This is a genomic window from Amycolatopsis australiensis, from assembly GCF_900119165.1.
In the GTDB taxonomy this organism is placed as follows: domain Bacteria; phylum Actinomycetota; class Actinomycetes; order Mycobacteriales; family Pseudonocardiaceae; genus Amycolatopsis; species Amycolatopsis australiensis.
Map to the genome: position 1 here is coordinate 1502638 of NZ_FPJG01000006.1, position 14936 is coordinate 1517573.

At 73.1% G+C, this 14936-nt stretch carries 13 protein-coding genes and 1 tRNA gene; 8 read left to right on the top strand and 6 right to left on the bottom strand.

The window, feature by feature from the left end; all coding sequences use genetic code 11:
• Positions 1-3: 3 nt before the first annotated feature.
• From BT341_RS08475 to BT341_RS08485, 3 genes are read right to left on the bottom strand one after another with little or no spacing between them, the layout of a single operon-like run.
• On the bottom strand, positions 4-1251 hold the full coding sequence (locus BT341_RS08475) for a hypothetical protein (RefSeq protein ID WP_072475746.1): 1248 nt from the start codon (positions 1249-1251) through the stop codon (positions 4-6).
• Positions 1248-2489, bottom strand: a complete 1242-nt coding sequence (locus tag BT341_RS08480) for an ATP-grasp domain-containing protein (RefSeq protein ID WP_072475747.1) — start codon at positions 2487-2489, stop codon at positions 1248-1250. The genes BT341_RS08475 and BT341_RS08480 overlap by 4 nt, the downstream gene beginning before the upstream one ends.
• Positions 2486-3496 (bottom strand): glycosyltransferase family 2 protein, encoded by a 1011-nt coding sequence (locus BT341_RS08485; RefSeq protein WP_072475748.1) that lies wholly within the window; start codon positions 3494-3496, stop codon positions 2486-2488. The genes BT341_RS08480 and BT341_RS08485 overlap by 4 nt, the downstream gene beginning before the upstream one ends.
• A 323-nt stretch (positions 3497-3819) precedes the next feature.
• Here BT341_RS08485 and BT341_RS08490 point away from each other — a divergent pair, with 323 nt between their 5' ends.
• Genes BT341_RS08490 through BT341_RS08515 form a run of 6 tightly spaced genes read left to right on the top strand, consistent with a single transcriptional unit; the run spans position 3820 to position 8888 of the window.
• A complete protein-coding gene (locus BT341_RS08490; protein ID WP_072481853.1) occupies positions 3820-4527 on the top strand; it encodes a hypothetical protein in 708 nt (235 codons plus the stop codon).
• On the top strand, positions 4524-5555 hold the full coding sequence (locus tag BT341_RS08495; RefSeq protein WP_072475749.1) for a GNAT family N-acetyltransferase: 1032 nt from the start codon (positions 4524-4526) through the stop codon (positions 5553-5555). The genes BT341_RS08490 and BT341_RS08495 overlap by 4 nt, the downstream gene beginning before the upstream one ends.
• Entirely contained in the window at positions 5552-6616 is a 1065-nt protein-coding gene (locus BT341_RS08500; protein ID WP_072475750.1) for a hypothetical protein, read from the top strand. Before BT341_RS08495 ends, BT341_RS08500 begins: the two co-directional genes overlap by 4 nt.
• Positions 6613-7656, top strand: a complete 1044-nt coding sequence (locus BT341_RS08505) for a GNAT family N-acetyltransferase (RefSeq protein WP_072475751.1) — start codon at positions 6613-6615, stop codon at positions 7654-7656. Before BT341_RS08500 ends, BT341_RS08505 begins: the two co-directional genes overlap by 4 nt.
• A complete protein-coding gene (locus BT341_RS08510) occupies positions 7650-8687 on the top strand; it encodes a GNAT family N-acetyltransferase (protein WP_177328767.1) in 1038 nt (345 codons plus the stop codon). Before BT341_RS08505 ends, BT341_RS08510 begins: the two co-directional genes overlap by 7 nt.
• Positions 8688-8702: 15 nt before the next feature.
• Positions 8703-8888: a tautomerase family protein gene (locus BT341_RS08515; protein WP_020642058.1), complete on the top strand. Its 186-nt coding sequence runs from the start codon at positions 8703-8705 to the stop codon at positions 8886-8888.
• 53 nt (positions 8889-8941) lie between these two features.
• Here BT341_RS08515 and BT341_RS08520 read toward each other — a convergent pair whose 3' ends face one another.
• A complete protein-coding gene (locus tag BT341_RS08520) occupies positions 8942-10792 on the bottom strand; it encodes a prolyl oligopeptidase family serine peptidase (protein WP_072475752.1) in 1851 nt (616 codons plus the stop codon).
• 39 nt (positions 10793-10831) lie between these two features.
• On the opposite strand from BT341_RS08520, the gene BT341_RS08525 reads away from it, so the two are divergent.
• Entirely contained in the window at positions 10832-11596 is a 765-nt protein-coding gene (locus BT341_RS08525; protein ID WP_072475753.1) for a methyltransferase domain-containing protein, read from the top strand.
• A 51-nt stretch (positions 11597-11647) separates the two neighbouring features.
• Here the strand turns inward: BT341_RS08525 and BT341_RS08530 are convergent.
• Both BT341_RS08530 and BT341_RS08535 read right to left on the bottom strand, forming a co-directional pair.
• Positions 11648-11721, bottom strand: a tRNA-Pro gene (locus BT341_RS08530).
• 29 nt (positions 11722-11750) lie between these two features.
• Positions 11751-12731 carry a metallophosphoesterase gene (locus tag BT341_RS08535; RefSeq protein WP_177328768.1) on the bottom strand — a complete coding sequence of 327 codons (981 nt, stop codon included), beginning with the start codon at positions 12729-12731 and terminating at the stop codon, positions 11751-11753.
• 371 nt (positions 12732-13102) lie between these two features.
• Here BT341_RS08535 and BT341_RS08540 point away from each other — a divergent pair, with 371 nt between their 5' ends.
• Positions 13103-14800, top strand: a complete 1698-nt coding sequence (locus BT341_RS08540) for a serine/threonine-protein kinase (protein ID WP_072475754.1) — start codon at positions 13103-13105, stop codon at positions 14798-14800.
• The last annotated feature ends 136 nt before the right edge of the window (positions 14801-14936 follow it).

Here is a 14936-nt window from a genome sequence, read left to right on the forward strand (position 1 = left end):
GGTTCAGTGCCGGCGGACCAGGCGCCGCAGGACGGCCGCCTTCACCGCGAGGGCGAGGACGAGCGCGGCGAACCCGCCCACCGGCCCGAGGACGGGGACGAGCAGTGCCGCGGCGACGGCGGTGGCGGCCAGCGAGACGACGGCGGTGCCGGACGTCAGCGTCAGCACCTTGCTGTTGGTGTTTTCGATGAGGAAGCCCGCGTACAGGCCGGTCGCGTACAACGCCGTCTCGACGAGCACGAGCAAGCCGAGGACGACGTAGGCGTCTTCGGCGGTGAGCAGGGCGCGGGTCCCGGGGATGGCGAGACCCGCGCCGAGCAGGACGGCCACGGCGATCCCGGCGCGTTCGACCAGCCGCAGCAACGCGACCGCCCGGGTCCGCCCGGCCGCCGCGCCCGTGCCGCGCATCCGCCGTGACGCGGCCGGCTGGTGCAGCTTGAGCTGGTAGTACAGCAGCGAGCAGAACGCGCTGGACACGAGCAGCGCCAGGTAGAACGGGCCGCTGTCGGTGGTCCGGCCGGACAGCGCCAGCACGGCGAACACGACCGACGTCGAGACGACGTCGAGCAGTTCGGTCAGGCCGAGCAGGACGGTGCTGCGGCCGAACGCGGGCAGCAGCCGGTGACCTGGCAGCCCGCCGCCCCGCAGCCAGGGGCGCGGCAGCAGGGCCACCGAGGCGCCGAGGATGACGAGGATCCCGCCGAGCAGCAGCGCCAGGTGCGTCTCGGGGGACCAGCGCACCGCCCACGTCACGCAGGTCACGACGCCGACCACGATCGAGCCCGCGGTGAACGCCAGTGCGTCCAAACTGGACTTCGCACGCAGCCGGTGCAGGCCGGACACGGTCATCAGCAGCCCGCCGGAGATCGACCACGCCGCCGCCGTCAGGTACAGCGCCGCGTCCGAGCGCGGCGCCACCACCAGCGCGACGACCGTCGCGGCCAGCACCGCCAGCACCGGCACCGCGGCGAGCCGGACGGCGAGCGCCGCGACGGCGTCCCGGGTCCGGTGCAGCCGCGGCAGGCTCTTCAACGCGGACTTCTCCGCCGCGGCCGGGACGAAGTTCAGCCAGGTCATCAGGCCGAGCGCGTTCGCGAACCGCCCGTAGTCGCGGGCACCCCACGCGGTGATCAGGACCAGCCCCATCAGCTGGACCGACAGCCGGAACACGCCCCGGCCGGCGAGCAGCCGCAGCACCACCGCCGGCCGCGGCGGGGCCACGGCCGGCGCGGCGGTGGACGGCGCGGTCACGGCAGGGGTACCGCCATGTCCTGGTCGTGGAGCAGGAACTTCAGCGTGCCGCGGACGGCGTTCTCCGCCGCGAGCAGCTCCGGCGCCGAGCCGGCGGTGAGCACGACGTACCCCAGCTTGTGCCCGGCCTGCTCGTACGGCCGGACGAACGAGCCCTCGTCGGCGAACAGGTGCAGCCCGACCAGCCCCGGCATCGCGCGCACGTCGTCCACCCCGTCCACACGCGACAGGTGGCCGCCGCGGTCGGACGCCAGGATGTGCACCAGCGTCGGCTTCGGCTCGTGCAGGTCCAGCCGCACCTCGTCGCCGGTGGCGGCCGCGATGCCGGCGGCGATCAGGTCGGCGCCGTGGCAGTGCGCGATCGCCTCCGCGAGCCCGTTGCCGCCCATCCGGGCGCCCATCTCGATGAGGTACAGCCGCCCGTCGCGGCCGAGGACGGCGTCCAGGGTGAGCGGGCCGGTGCGGTAACCCAGCTCGGTGCAGATCCGGTCGAGGGCCTCGATCAGGTTCAGCTCGACGTCCGCGGGCAGCTCGGCGGGCAGTAGGTGCGACGACGTCACGAAGAATGGCGGCGGCGTGAGCGCGCGTTCGGTGACGGCGTGGAAGACGATCCGGCCGCCGACGACGAGCGCCTCGATGGTGAAGTGCGAGCCGTCGAGGTGCTCCTCCACGACCAGCCGGCCGGACGGCGAGAACGCGAGCGACTCGGTGAACGCCGTGGTCAGCCTGCCCGGGCCCGGGCAGGACACGACACCGCGGCTGCCGGAGGAGTCGACCGGTTTGACCAGCGCCGGAAACCGCAGCTGCTGCGCCGCGTGCACCAGCTCGGGCCCGGGACGGCCGTCGACACTGCGGTAGCTCGGCAGTCCCAGGTGGTCGCACAACGCGCGGAACACGGACTTGTCCGTCGACGCGCGGACCGCGTACTCGGGCAGCGGATCCGGCATGCCCCAGTGGCGGGTGAGCCACGCCAGTGCGGGCAGGCCGACGTCGCTCGCCGGGCACAGCACGCCGGCGAGATCACGGCGGCCGTCCAGCGCCGCCGCGATCTGCTCCGGCGCACGCACGCTGACCTGCAGGAACTCGTCGGCGTACGCCACGGCCGGCGCGGTGGGCCGGACGTCGACGCAGAGCGTGCGGAAGCCCAGCTCCCGCGCCCGCTCGTAGGTGCTGACCGAACCGTCCGCGCCCCCCAGGATCACCAGGGTTCTCGCGGGGTCCTTCTCCGAACTCGTCACGCTGAAACGCCTTTCCCCAGTTGCACATCGATGAGCCGGGGACCCACGGGGTCCGCCGGGGTGAAGAGCCGGTCCTCGGCGTCGACGACGACGTTCGCCTCCCGGACGTAGAACTGCCGCGGCCGCGGCTGGCCTGCGCCGACCACGACGAGGTAGCGCACGGTCAGCGACGCCACCAGCAGCAGCACGGCGAGCAGCGCGAACAGCAGCGTGGCCGTGACACCCGCGCCGAGCAGGCCGAACGCCGCCGCGCCACCCGCGAGCACCGCGATCCCCGCGGCGAACAGGGCCGTCGCGGACGCCGCCGTCGTTAACCGCCGGGTGAACCCGACGAACAGCTCGATGGCGTGCGAAGCCAGGAATCCGAAGCCCACTTTGGACTCGCCGCGCTCGCGAGCCCGGTGCGCCACCTGGACACAGGCGTACCGGCTGGTCAGCCGGGGGACCGTGGCCAGGAAGTACGGCGTGCCGAGCCGCAGGTCGACGATCTTGCGGGCCAGTTCCGCGCGGACCAGCCGGAACGCCGTGGCGCCCGGCGGGATCTCGATGCGCAGCACGCGGCGGCCGAGGAAGTGGAAGGCCGCGGTGCCCCAGCGCCGCAGCCGCGGGTCCTGGCGGTTGGTCCGTACGCCGAACACGGCGTCGTTGCCCTGCTCGGCCACCGCGACCAGCTTCTCCGCCTCGGCCGCGGGGAACTGCTGGTCGGCGTCGACGTGCAGGATCCACGGCTTCGACGCGTAGCGGTAACCGGCCGAGAAAGCGGCCTCGAAACCGAAGTTCCGGGTGAAGGACAAGTACCGCACGCGCGGGTCGGTGGCCGCGAGCGCCCGGATCTTGTCGAGTGTTCCGTCGATGCTCCCGTCATCGACGTAAAACAGCTCCAGTGAATAGTGGCCTAGTTCGTTGGTTATTTCCCGATAGGACGGTTCGACGTTCTCGACTTCGTTGAAGCACGGAATGACTACGCTGAGTCCACTGTGCGCCGGCCCGGGAAACGGGCTGGTCATCTGCCGCGCCGGAGGTGCGACAGCGATCTCGTGTTCGGTCGGTCACCGACAGTGCGAATACTGCTCATGAATCCCCCAGACGGATCCGGTAAGGCTGCTTGCCGTTCTGCGGCGTGGCGGAGTTATAAGCAGACGGATCGTGGTCGGGGGACGGAATTCCTACGAATTCCTCCGTTCAGACCCAGACCAAAGTATTAACCCATCCGGCATTCGGGGTGACCTGCCGGTGAACTTCTTCCCCTCGGCCGGTCCATGACGCAGACTCCCCGGCCATGTGGAAACTGGGGGCGGGGGTTGTCTGGCGCGCCGCGTACGCCCGGGCGGTGCGCTCGGCGTTCGCGACGGTGCCGTTCTACCGCGAGCGCTGGGCGCTCGACGGCCGGGAAGACCCGGTGCTGGTGCCCGGGCGCACCGGGACGAACGGCGGCGCGGTACCCCTCGCGGAAGCGGTGCACAAGTCGGTCGACCTCGTCCCGCTCGCCGGCGGTGCGTCGCGCGGTGAACCCGCGCGTGGACTCGGCCGGGTGCTGCGGATGGCGCGTGAGCCCGGGCCCGGCAGCCTGGTCGTCCTGCTCGGGCCGGACGGCCTGCGCCCGCCGGCCGACCTGCCGAAGGGCGTGCGCGGGTGCGTCGCCGACCCGGACGCGCCGAGCGCGCCGGTGCTGCGCGAGGTGACGGTCAGGCTGGAGCGCGGCCACCGCGTACTGGCCGTCGGCGACGACAAGGCGATCACGACGTTCACCGGGGACCACCGCGTCGAAGCCGTGCCGCACCGCGAACTCGACTCGCTGGACGGCGGCCCGTACGGCGTCCTGCACGACCCGGTGCTGGGATACCTCGGCGCGCTGGGCGGCTGCGGGCGCTGGCACCTCGACTGGCCGCACGTCTACGCGCGGCCGACGGCCGGCGGGCTCGCGTTCACGCTGCTGCGGCAGGCGTCCCCGCGGTTCGTGGACGTCATCCCGGCCGGCGGGGTGCACGGCGAGATCGCGCCCTGCCCGCGGCACGGCACCCCGGTCGTCCTGGCATGAGGTTCGCGTTCCACGATCCGCGCGTCGACCCGGCACCCGCGGGCTGGACGGCGTTCGCGCGGGCCGCGCGGCTGCACCCGGTGTGGGACTACGAGCTGATGGGCCTGGAAGCCTGGGGTGCCCGCAACCCGCAGCTGCTGGCCGTCGCCGTCGAAGGCGGCGAGATCGTCGCCGCGATGTCCGTGCTGGTCTGCCACCCGCGGCTGGCTCCCCGGTTCGCGCCCCGGCCGGGAAAGCGGTCGCTGCGGCCGTTCTGGGCCGAGGTCTGCCAGCCGTGGCTGAGCGGCTATCCGGGCATCGTGTTCGCCCCGGGCTTCCGGGACGGGCCCGCACTGACGCGGGAGTTCGAGCGGACGCTCGGCCGCCGCCTCGGCGTGGGCCTGCTCGGCGTGGTCTACCGGGCGATCGGCGCGGACCTCGCGACCGGGCTCGAGGGCCGCGGCCGGCTCGTCAAGCGCGTGGACCCGGTGGCCGTGCTGGAGAACCGGTTCGAGTCCGAAGAGGACTGGCTGGCGACGCTGCCGAGCTCGCGGCGCTCCGGCCTGCGCCGCCGCCGTCGCCGGCTCGCCGAGGACCCGACGCTGGTGGTGCGCGGCGGACCGGGCCGCGCCGACCTCGACGGCGCCGAGCTGGCCCGGCTGATCCGGGCGCACCGCGAGCGCTACGGAAAGCTCAAGCTGGACACGCGCACGCCGCCGTCGGCCGGGTTCCTGGACCGGTTCGTCCGGCGGCCGGACGTGCACACGCTCACCTATGCCGACACCGACGGCAGGCTGCTCGCGGTGAACACGCTGCTCGACCACCCGGACAGTCCCAGCCTGCAGCACTGGGCGGCGCTGCCGCTGAGCGAGCGTGGCCGGTCGGGACTGTACTTCGATTCCTACGTCCGGGCGGTGCGGTTCCTCGCGCGGCGCGGGGCGAAGGAGCTGACCGCGGGCCGCGGCATGATCGAGCTCAAGCAGGAACTGGGGTTCCGCGCGCGGCCGGTGTACACGGCCGCGGTGCCGAGGCCGGTGCTGGGCCGATGAGCGCGCCGACGACGACCGCGGTTTCGCAAGTGGACGTGCACGACCCCCGCGTCGACCCGCCCCCGGAGGGCTGGGCCGCGTTCCGCGCCCGGTGCCTGCCGCCGGTGTGGGACTACGAACTGCTGCGCCGCGAGGCGTGGCTCGCGAAGAACCCGCCGGTGCTCGCCGTCGTCCGGCGGGGCTCGCGGATCGCCGGCGCGCTGTCGGTGATGGTGTGCCGGAGCTGGCGGGCGGTGGACTTCGGGCCGGTCTCCCGGGGCCGGGTGCGACCGCGCTGGGCGGAGGTCTACCTGCCGCTGCTGAGCGGCTATCCGGCGTGCGTGTTCGACGAGGACTTCGCGGACCGCCGGGCGGCCGTGCGGGAGTTCGAACGCGCCCTGCGGGCGTACGTCGGGCCCGGCCTGCTCGGCGTGATCTACCGGGCGATGAACCCGGAGCTGGTGCCCGCGCTGGACGGCCGTGGCCGCCTGAGCCGCGAGATCGATCCGGCCGCCGTGCTGGTCAACCGCTACTCCACTGTGGACGAATGGACCGCCGGACTGGCCCCAGAGGTCCGGCAGTACCTGGATCCCGGCGTCGCCACCGAAGCGGCGTTCGGCCGGACCGACCTCGACCCGCACGAACTGGCCGTGCTGCTCAACGCCCACCGGGCACGTCAGGACGAGCGGGCGTGGGCGAGCGGGCAGCGCTCGCGGATCGGCGGGCTGCACATGGACACGCGCAGCCCGGTCGCGCCCGCGTACCTCGACGCGCTCGTCCGGCGGCCGGACGTGCTGACCCGCACCTACCGCGACGAAACCGGACGGCTGCTGGCCTTCAACACGATGCTCGACGAGGAACGCGGCTGCGCGGTCCACCACTGGGCGGCGCGGCCGAGCGCGGACGGCGGCCGGAAGGGTCTCTATGTCGACTGTTACGCCCGGTGCGTGGCCCACATGATCGCCGAAGGACGCCCGGAGCTGACGGCGGGCCGCGCGATGCTGCCGGAGAAGACCGCGCTGGGCTTCGTGACCCGGAGCCTGTTCTCGGTGGCCGTGCCCCGGCCGGTGCTGGGCCGATGACCTGGACCGTCCGGGTGCTCGACCCGCGCACCGATCCCGAGCCGGCCGGCTGGGCCGCGTTCCTCGCCGCCCAGCAGGCCCCGCTGACCTGGGACTACAGCCTGCTGTGCACGGAGTCGCGGCACTCCCGCAGCCCGTACCTGCTGACCGTGGTCACCGACGGCGGCGAACTGGTCGCCGCCGTGCTCGCGATGGTCTGCCGGCCCGGCGGCTCGCCCGAGCCGGGCGCCGTGGACGGCGTCGCGCGGTGGACGCCGCGGTGGCTGGAGGTCCAGCACGCCTGGCTTTCGTGCTACCCGGCGTGGCTGTTCGCCGAAGCGCTCGACGCGGCCGCGCGCCGCGAGATCCTGCGCCGGTTCGAGCGGGCGGCGTGCCGGCGCACCGGGCCCGGCTGCCTCGGCGTGGTCTACCGCGCGGTCACCCCGGACACCACCGGGTTGGTTGCCGGGCGCGGCCGGCTCGTCCGGGACATCCAGCCCGCCCTGGTACTGGAAAACACCTTCACCGATCTCGACGGCTGGCTCGCGTCGCTGAGCCGGAACCGGCGCTCCAGCCTGCGCGGCCAGATCCGCAAGATCGCCGCCGACCCCGGGGTGGTCGTGCGCGAGGGGACCGCCCGCGCCGACGTCGATCCCGAGGAGCTGGCAGCGATGCTGCGTGCGCACCGCGAAGCCAAGGGGCCGGTGAAGTTCGACCAGCGCGGCCCGGTCACCACCGAGTACCTCGGCGAGCTCGTCCGCCGCCCCGACGTCGTCACCACGACCTACCACGACGACCAGGGGCGCCTGCTGGCCTTCACGGACCTGCTCGACCACCCGGTGATGCCGTTGCACCAGCACTGGGCCGCGTTGCCGCCCGCAGCCGGGCGGCCGAAGCACCTCTATTTCGACGTCGTCGTCCGCGGGGTCCGGCACATGATCGAGCACAACCGGAAGTTCCTGTCGCTGGGCCGCGGGGTCACCGACCTCAAGGCGTCGCTCGGATTCACGCCCAGCCCGATGGTCGGCGTCGTCGTGCCGAGGCCGGTGACGCGATGGTGATCGACGTCCTGGACCCGCGCCACGACGCGGAACCGGTGTACTGGACGGTGTTGCGCGAGCGGGCCGGGCTGCGCGCGGACTGGAGCTGGGAGGTGCTGAAGACCCAGGCCTGGGCGGCACGGACGCCGCAGCCGGTGACCGTGCTGCGGGACGGCACCGAACCGCGCGGGGTGGTCAGTGCCGCGTGGGTCACCGGCCGGACGCGGCGGCACCGGTTCGCGGGTCCGGGCCGGGGCTGGTTCGGCGGCCTCGACGTCCGGGGCCCCGGCGCGAGCGCGCAGCCTGGCTGGTGGTTCGCGGACGCGGGCGACGACGGCGGCGTCACCCAGGTGCTCGAGACGTACGTCCCGGCCATGCGCGCCGAGCTCGGGCCCGGGTTCCGCGCGATGCTGCTGCGGCAGGTCGGCGAGCCGGGCGTGCCCGCGGTCAGCGGCCGGTTCCGGCTGGTGCGGCGGACCGAGGACATCGCGGTGCTCGACGTCTCGGCGTTCGGGTCCCGCGACGACTGGATGAACTCGCTGGCCCGGAAGCGGAAGCAGAACCTGCGCAAGATCTTCCGGACCTTCGACGCCGACCCGTCGATCGCCGTCCGGTGCGTGCCGGGCAAGGAGGCCGACCCGGTCGCCGTCGCCGAGGTGCTGCGGCACAACGAGCGCAAGCACCACGACGTGCCGATCGTGCCGTTGCCCCACTTCGTCGGCTACCTGACGGTGCTGCTGCGGCAGCCGGACGTCCGGGTGATCGAGTACCACGACACGCGCACCGGGCGGCTGGTCGCGGTCGCGACCCTGCTCGACCACCCGCGGCTGCCGATCGCCCGGCACTGGGGAGCGCTCGGGCCGCGGGACGGCGGCCGGCCGAACCTGTACTTCCACTTCTACGGCGAGGCGGTGCGCTGGGCGATCGCGAACGGACGCGAGTCGGTGGTGTTCGGCAAGAAGATGACGGAGATGAAGGCGACGCTCGGCGCGCGGCTCGTCCCGCAGTACGCGGCGGCGGTCCCGGTGCTAGCTTCGCGGCGTCCCACCTAGCAGCAGGAGCCCGTCATGCCGATGATCAGCGTTGCCATGTTCCCCGGCCGCACGCCCGCCCAGAAGAGCGCACTGGTCCGCGAGCTGACCGACGCGTTCGTCCGCACCTGCGGCGGCAAGCCGGAGGGCGTCCAGGTGACGCTCGTCGAGGTCGGCGCCGACCACTGGGCCACCGGCGGGGTCCTGCACTCCGAGCGCTGAGCGGTCCGTGAATGCCACATCCACGGCTCGATGTGGCATTCACGGACTTCGGGTCAGCGCAGGCCCAGGGCACGCAGGGCGAAGTGGACCTCGATCGCCGTCTGCTTGATCGTCTCGGCGATCACGAGCGAGCCGTGGCCCGCGTCGTAGCGGTAGAACTCGTGGTGCAGCTCGCGGCCGGCGAGGCGGTCGAGGTAGTTCTCGATCTGCCGGATCGGGCAGCGCGGGTCGTTGTCCCCGGCCAGCACGAGCACCGGCGCCTTGACCGCGTCGACGTACGTGATCGGCGAGCACTCCCGGTACACCGCGGGCACGTCCTCCGGCGAGCCGCCGAAGAGCGCGCGGTCGAACGAGCGCAGCTGCTCCATCTCGTCCTCGTACGCGGCGACGTAGTCCGCCACCGGCACCCCGGCGATGCCCGCCGCCCACCGCGCCGGCTGGGTGCCGAGCGCGAGCAGGGACAGGTAGCCGCCCCACGAGGCGCCGTTCACGACGCACTTCTCCGGGTCGGCGAGTCCGGTTTGGACGGCCCAGTCGTGCACCGAGGCGACGTCCTCCAGCTCGGTGAGGCCCGGGCGGCCCTCGATGGCGTCGCGCCACGCCGAGCCGTAGCCAGTCGAGCCGCGGTAGTTGACCTCGACCACGGCGAACCCGGCGTCGAGCCAGGTCGCGCGGTAGGCGGAGAAGCGGTCCTCGTCCGCGGCGTGCGGGCCGCCGTGCAGGGAGAACACCGTGGGCAGCGGGCCCTCCGGCGCTCCGGCCGGGCGCGAGACCAGCGCGTGGATCCGCCCGCCGACGCCCTCGACGAACGCGTCGGTCACCGGCTCCGACCCCGGCGCCCGCTCGCCCGGCGGTTCGAGCAGCACGGAGTCGGTGCCGTCCGGCGTCCGCGCCCGGACCGCGGCCGGCTCGGCGGCGCTGGACCACGAGTACTCGACCGTGCCGTCGGGCCGCACGCCGGCGCCGCCGATGCGGCCGGCCGGAGTGTCCACTGAGGACAGCTCGGCCGTGTCGAGGTCGTAGCGGTACAGCGAGCTGCGGCCCTGGTGGAAGTGGACGACGAGCAGCGCGCGGGCGTCCGGATACCAGCCCGCGACGACCTCGCCGGGCAGGTCGAGCTCGATTTCCGTCTCGGTGCCGGCGCGGACGTCCCAGACGAGCAGCTCCTCGCGGCCACGGCGTTCGTGCAGCACGAGCAGCCGCTGGTCGCCGGGCAGCGGCGAGAACTCCAGCGCGCTCAGGCCCTTGCCTTCGCCGTCCCACTTCTCGGCGACGGTGGCGAACCCGTCGGCGGCGAGGACGCGCAGTGCGGGGTGGCGCGAGTCGCCGTGTTCGGAGTGCGAGATCGCGATCAGGCTCTCGTCGCGGGAGAGCGACGCGATGCCGGCGTCGTCCGGGTGGCTGTAGAAGCGGTGCGTCTCGCCGCCGATCCGGGCGAACAGCTCGCTGCCGTCGTCGGTCGAGACGCCGACCGCGACGAGCTTCGTGCCGATCTCGAGGCCGGCGGGGTAGCCGTCGTGGACGTCCGGCACGGCCTTCTCGGGCTTGCTGCCCTCGGTGGCGGCGAACGGCTCGCGCACCCACGAGCCGAACTCGTCGCCGTCGGTGTCGTCGAACCACCAGATCCACTCGCCGTCCGGGGACGGCGTGGCGTGCAGGGTGCCGTTGGGCCGGTCGGTGACGCGGCGGTGCTCGTCCGTCGCCCGGTTCCAGGCGTAGACCTCCCAGACACCGCTGGCGTTGGAGACGTAGACGTTGGCGTCGGGGGCGTCGCGGGCCCAGTCGGGCACGGAGATGCGCGGGGCGTGGAAGCGGGCGCGCCAGCGGGCTTCGGCTTCGGCGTCGTCGAACAGCCGGTCCGGGACCACCGCGGGCGGATACTGCTTGGCTGACTGCGTGCTCACCCCTCGATCCTGCCACCTTCTGGCCGTACTGTGTGCGGGGTGCTGGAGGGTTACGCGCCGGGCTACGGGCGAGACGCGGTTTCGATGCTGTCCGCGCGCACGGCGGCCGAGCGGGCGACGTTCGCCCAGCCCCTGCTGCGGCCGGGCACATGGGTGGTCGACCTCGGCTGCGGCCCCGGCTCGATCACGCTCGGCCTGGCGCCGGAGTCCCGGGTGACCGGCGTCGACCGCGACCTGGGCCAGGTGGCCGCGGCCCGCGCGGCCGCCCGGCGCGCCGGAAGGTCCACAGTGGACTTCGTGGTGGCGTCGGCGTACGACCTGCCGTTCGCTTCCGGCAGCGTCGACGTGGCGTTCGCGCACGCGCTGTTCGAGCACCTGGCCCGTCCGCTGGACGCGCTGGCGGAGCTGCGCCGGGTGCTCCGCCCCGGTGGCAGGCTGGCCTTGTCCACATCGGACTGGAGCAAGGCGCGCCTGCGCCCGAAGACGGCGAACGTCGACGCGGCCCTGCGCGGCCACTACCTGTTGCGCCGCCGTGCGGGCGGCGACCCGTTCGCGGGCGGCAAGATGGCGCAGCTGTGCGCGGCGGCGGGTTTCACGGAGGTGGTCGCGCGCGCCCGCTACCGCGCGGACATGACGTACCGCGACCTGGCGCAGTACGTGGAGAGGCGGCTGGAGGCGGCGAGCGCGGAGCCGGGCCGCGACCGCGACCAGCTGGCGAGCGCGGCCCGTTCGGCCCGCGTCTGGACCCGCGGCGGCGACGGCGACTTCAGCCAGTGCTGGGTCGAGGTGACGGCGACCCGCTGAAAAACGCTGAAACCAGAAGAGCCGGTGTCCGAAGACACCGGCTCTTACTCGTCGGGGTGGCGGGATTTGAACCCACGACCTCCTCGACCCGAACGAGGCACGCTACCAAGCTGCGCCACACCCCGAGGTACTGCTTAACGGGTCGTGGAGAAGTCTAGCGGACGCTGTTGCGGGCTTTTCGGGGGGCCAGCTTTCGCGACTCCGGGGGCTCGGATCCGCGCGGGACCAGCGTCAACAGGCTGGCCTCTGGCGGGCAGGCGAACCGGGCGGGCGCCCACGGCGACGTCCCCAGCCCGGCCGAGACGTGCAGCCACATGTGCGCCCCCCACCGCGACGCGCCCCGGGCCCGGCTGCGATCCAGGTCACAGTTGGTGACGATGGCGCCGTAGCCCGGCAGCCGGAGCTGGCCGCCGTGGGTGTGGCCGGCCAGGACGAGGTCGTAACCGTCCGTGGCGAACGTGTCGAGGACCCGCGGCTCGGGCGAGTGCGTCACGCCGATGCGGACCGCGGCGCCGCTGTCGGCCGGGCCGGCGATGTCGGGGTAGCGGTCGCGGCGCAGGTGCGGGTCGTCGACGCCGGCCGCGAACACGCGCTGGCCGCCGACGTCGATCGTGCGGCGGACGTGCGTCAGGTCGGTCCAGCCGTGCTCGACGAAGGCCGCGCGCAGGTCGCGCCAGGGCAGCTGGACGCCGTGGATGCGCTTCTTCTTGCCCTGCGGCATCAGGTACCGGGCGGGGTTCTTCGGCTTGGGCGCGTAGTAGTCGTTGCTGCCGAAGACGAACAGTCCCGGCCGGTCGAGCAGCGGGCCCAGCGCCCGCAGCACGGAGGGGACGGCCTGCCGGTGCGACAGGTTGTCGCCGGTGTTGACGACCAGGTCCGGGTTCAGCTCGTCGAGCGCCGCGACCCAGCGCTGCTTGCTGTGGTGGCCGGGCAGCATGTGCAGGTCGGAGACGTGCAGGATGGTGAACGGCCGCGACCCGGGCGCGAGCACCGGCAGCTCGGCGGTGCGGAGGGTCCAGTGGCGCCGTTCGATGCCGACGGCGTAACCGAGGGTCGCGACGCCGAGCGCCAGCGTCCCCGCGGCGAGGCGCTTCGCGGTCGCCCCCGACGTGCTTGTGTTACTGAGCGTGCTCACAAGGTCCAGGATACGTGCTCAACAGTTGGATGACTTCGCCGCCGTTACGGGGAACCTGCGGCTTAGCATCTGCGTCGGCCCGACTGACGGTTTTCGGGGGTTCCGGGTGGCGGAGCTCCCGGTCCGCGGCGAAGCCGCGGTTGTCACACTGACGGTTTTCGGGGGTTCCGGGTGGCGGAGCTCCCGGTCCGCGGCGCAGCCGCGGTTGTCACACTGACGGTTTTCGGGGGTTCCGGGTGGCGGAGCTCCCGGTCCGCGGCGCAGCCGCGGTTGTCACACTGACGGTTTTCGGGGGTTCCGGGTGGCGGAGCCCCCGGCCCGCGGCGAAGCCGCGGTTGTCACAGATCAGGCCGGGGGGCTTGGGGAGAGCGATGGAGCAGTTCGGGCCGTACCGGATCGAAGGCCTGCTCGGCCGCGGCGGCATGGGCGAGGTCCACCGCGCCTACGACACCGCGCACGATCGGGTCGTCGCGCTGAAGCTGTTGTCCGATCCGTTCGGGGCGGATGAGGCGTTCCGCGCGCGGTTCCGCCGCGAGTCGCAGATCGTGGCGCGGCTGCGGGAGCCGCACGTGATCCCGATCCACGCCTACGGCGAGATCGACGGCCGTCTCTACCTCGACATGCGGCTCGTCGAGGGCCGTGACCTCAAGGAGCTGCTCGCGGACGGGCCGCTCGAGCCGGTTCGGGCCGCCGGCATCGTCGAGCAGGTCGCCGGCGCGCTCGACGCCGCGCACGCGGATGGCCTGGTGCACCGCGACGTCAAGCCGTCCAATGTGCTCGTCACGAGCGCGGACTTCGTCTATCTCGTGGACTTCGGCATCGCGCGGTCGATGACCGCCGAAGGGACGTCCATCACGGGCACCGGGAACGTGATCGGCACGCTCGACTACATGGCGCCGGAACGCTTCGGCGACGCCCCGATCACCGGGCTCGTCGACGTCTACGCGCTCGCCTGCGTGTTCTTCGAATGCCTGACCGGGCGGCGCCCGTTCCCGGCCGAGGGTGCGGCCGCGCAGATGGGCGCACACCTGACGGCGCCGCCGCCGGTGCCGTCCCGTGAACGGCCCGGGCTGCCACCGGCGCTGGACGCGGTTGTGGCGCGCGGGATGGCGAAGAACCCGGCCGAGCGCTACCCGACGGCGGGCGCGTTCGCCGAGGCCGTCCGGGCCGCGTTGACGGCGCCGGTGCCGCCGGTCCCGACGTGGCAGAAGACGCTCCCGGGCCCGGTGACCCCGCCGCGAGCGATCCCGATCCCGGCGGCGCCGTACGCGGGACCGCCGACCGGGCCGTACCCCGGGCCCGCGCGGTTCACGGGGCCGTCGGGCAAGGTCGCCCCGGCGTCGCCGCCCCGCCAGACGCAGCGGAACCGGTGGATCGCGTTGTGCGTGGCGCTGGCCGGGGTCGTCGTGGTCGCGCTCCTGGTGACGTATCTGGTGACGCGGGACAAGACGGCGCAGACCGGCGGTCCCGGCCCGAGCACGCCGATGATGGAGACCAGCAGCCCGCCGACGAGTCCCGAGCCGACGAAGTCGGCGCAGCGACCGACGATAACGGCCCCGAAGCCGGTACACGACACGAGGCTGTATGACGCGATCCCGGCGGCGTACAAGGGAAACGCGAGCTGCGGCGACGCAACCCCGGACGCGGGTGCGGAGGCGGCGGTGGAGTGCGCGGACTCGAACGTCGGCGACACCCCATCGGGCAATGTGGTGTTGAAGCAGCCGACGGGCGCCCGGTTCCTGCGTTTCCCGAACGCGGCCGCAATGGATGCGTTCTTCCAGGAGATAGTCCGAACCCAGGGCCTGACCCGAAACGACGCGCTGGGGGCGTGCCGTCCGTTGAAGGCCCCGAAGATCTGGGGAACGTACTACCGCGCGGAGACCCGCCACCCGGTCGACGGCGAGTATCTGACGTGCTTCCTGGGCGACCCGGCGATGTTGGTGTGGACGGACAAGCAGAACCTCATGGCGGGCGTGCTGAAGTCGACGAAGGCCACCAACGCCGACGAGCTGGACCAGCTCTATTACTGGTGGAACGAGCAGATCCTGTCCACCATGCCGGGCGGCTGAACCAGGGGAAGGTTGAGCCGGCGAGCTTGACCACTTCGTCGAGCCTGGGAACGAAGAACACATCCGGCGGGCACAGGCGGTCCACCGCGCGCCAGTTCTTCGGCGCCGGGGCCAGCACCGCGGTGCAGCAAAACGG

Bases quoted from the DNA above. Each gene is read 5' to 3' on its own strand.
- BT341_RS08540 (WP_072475754.1), top strand. From the start codon at position 13,103: ATGGAGCAGTTCGGGCCGTACCGGATCGAAGGCCTGCTCGGCCGCGGC.
- BT341_RS08505 (WP_072475751.1), top strand. From the start codon at position 6,613: ATGACCTGGACCGTCCGGGTGCTCGACCCGCGCACCGATCCCGAGCCG.
- BT341_RS08495 (WP_072475749.1), top strand. From the start codon at position 4,524: ATGAGGTTCGCGTTCCACGATCCGCGCGTCGACCCGGCACCCGCGGGC.
- BT341_RS08500 (WP_072475750.1), top strand. From the start codon at position 5,552: ATGAGCGCGCCGACGACGACCGCGGTTTCGCAAGTGGACGTGCACGAC.
- BT341_RS08510 (WP_177328767.1), top strand. From the start codon at position 7,650: ATGGTGATCGACGTCCTGGACCCGCGCCACGACGCGGAACCGGTGTAC.
- BT341_RS08515 (WP_020642058.1), top strand. From the start codon at position 8,703: ATGCCGATGATCAGCGTTGCCATGTTCCCCGGCCGCACGCCCGCCCAG.
- BT341_RS08485 (WP_072475748.1), bottom strand. From the start codon at position 3,496: ATGACCAGCCCGTTTCCCGGGCCGGCGCACAGTGGACTCAGCGTAGTC.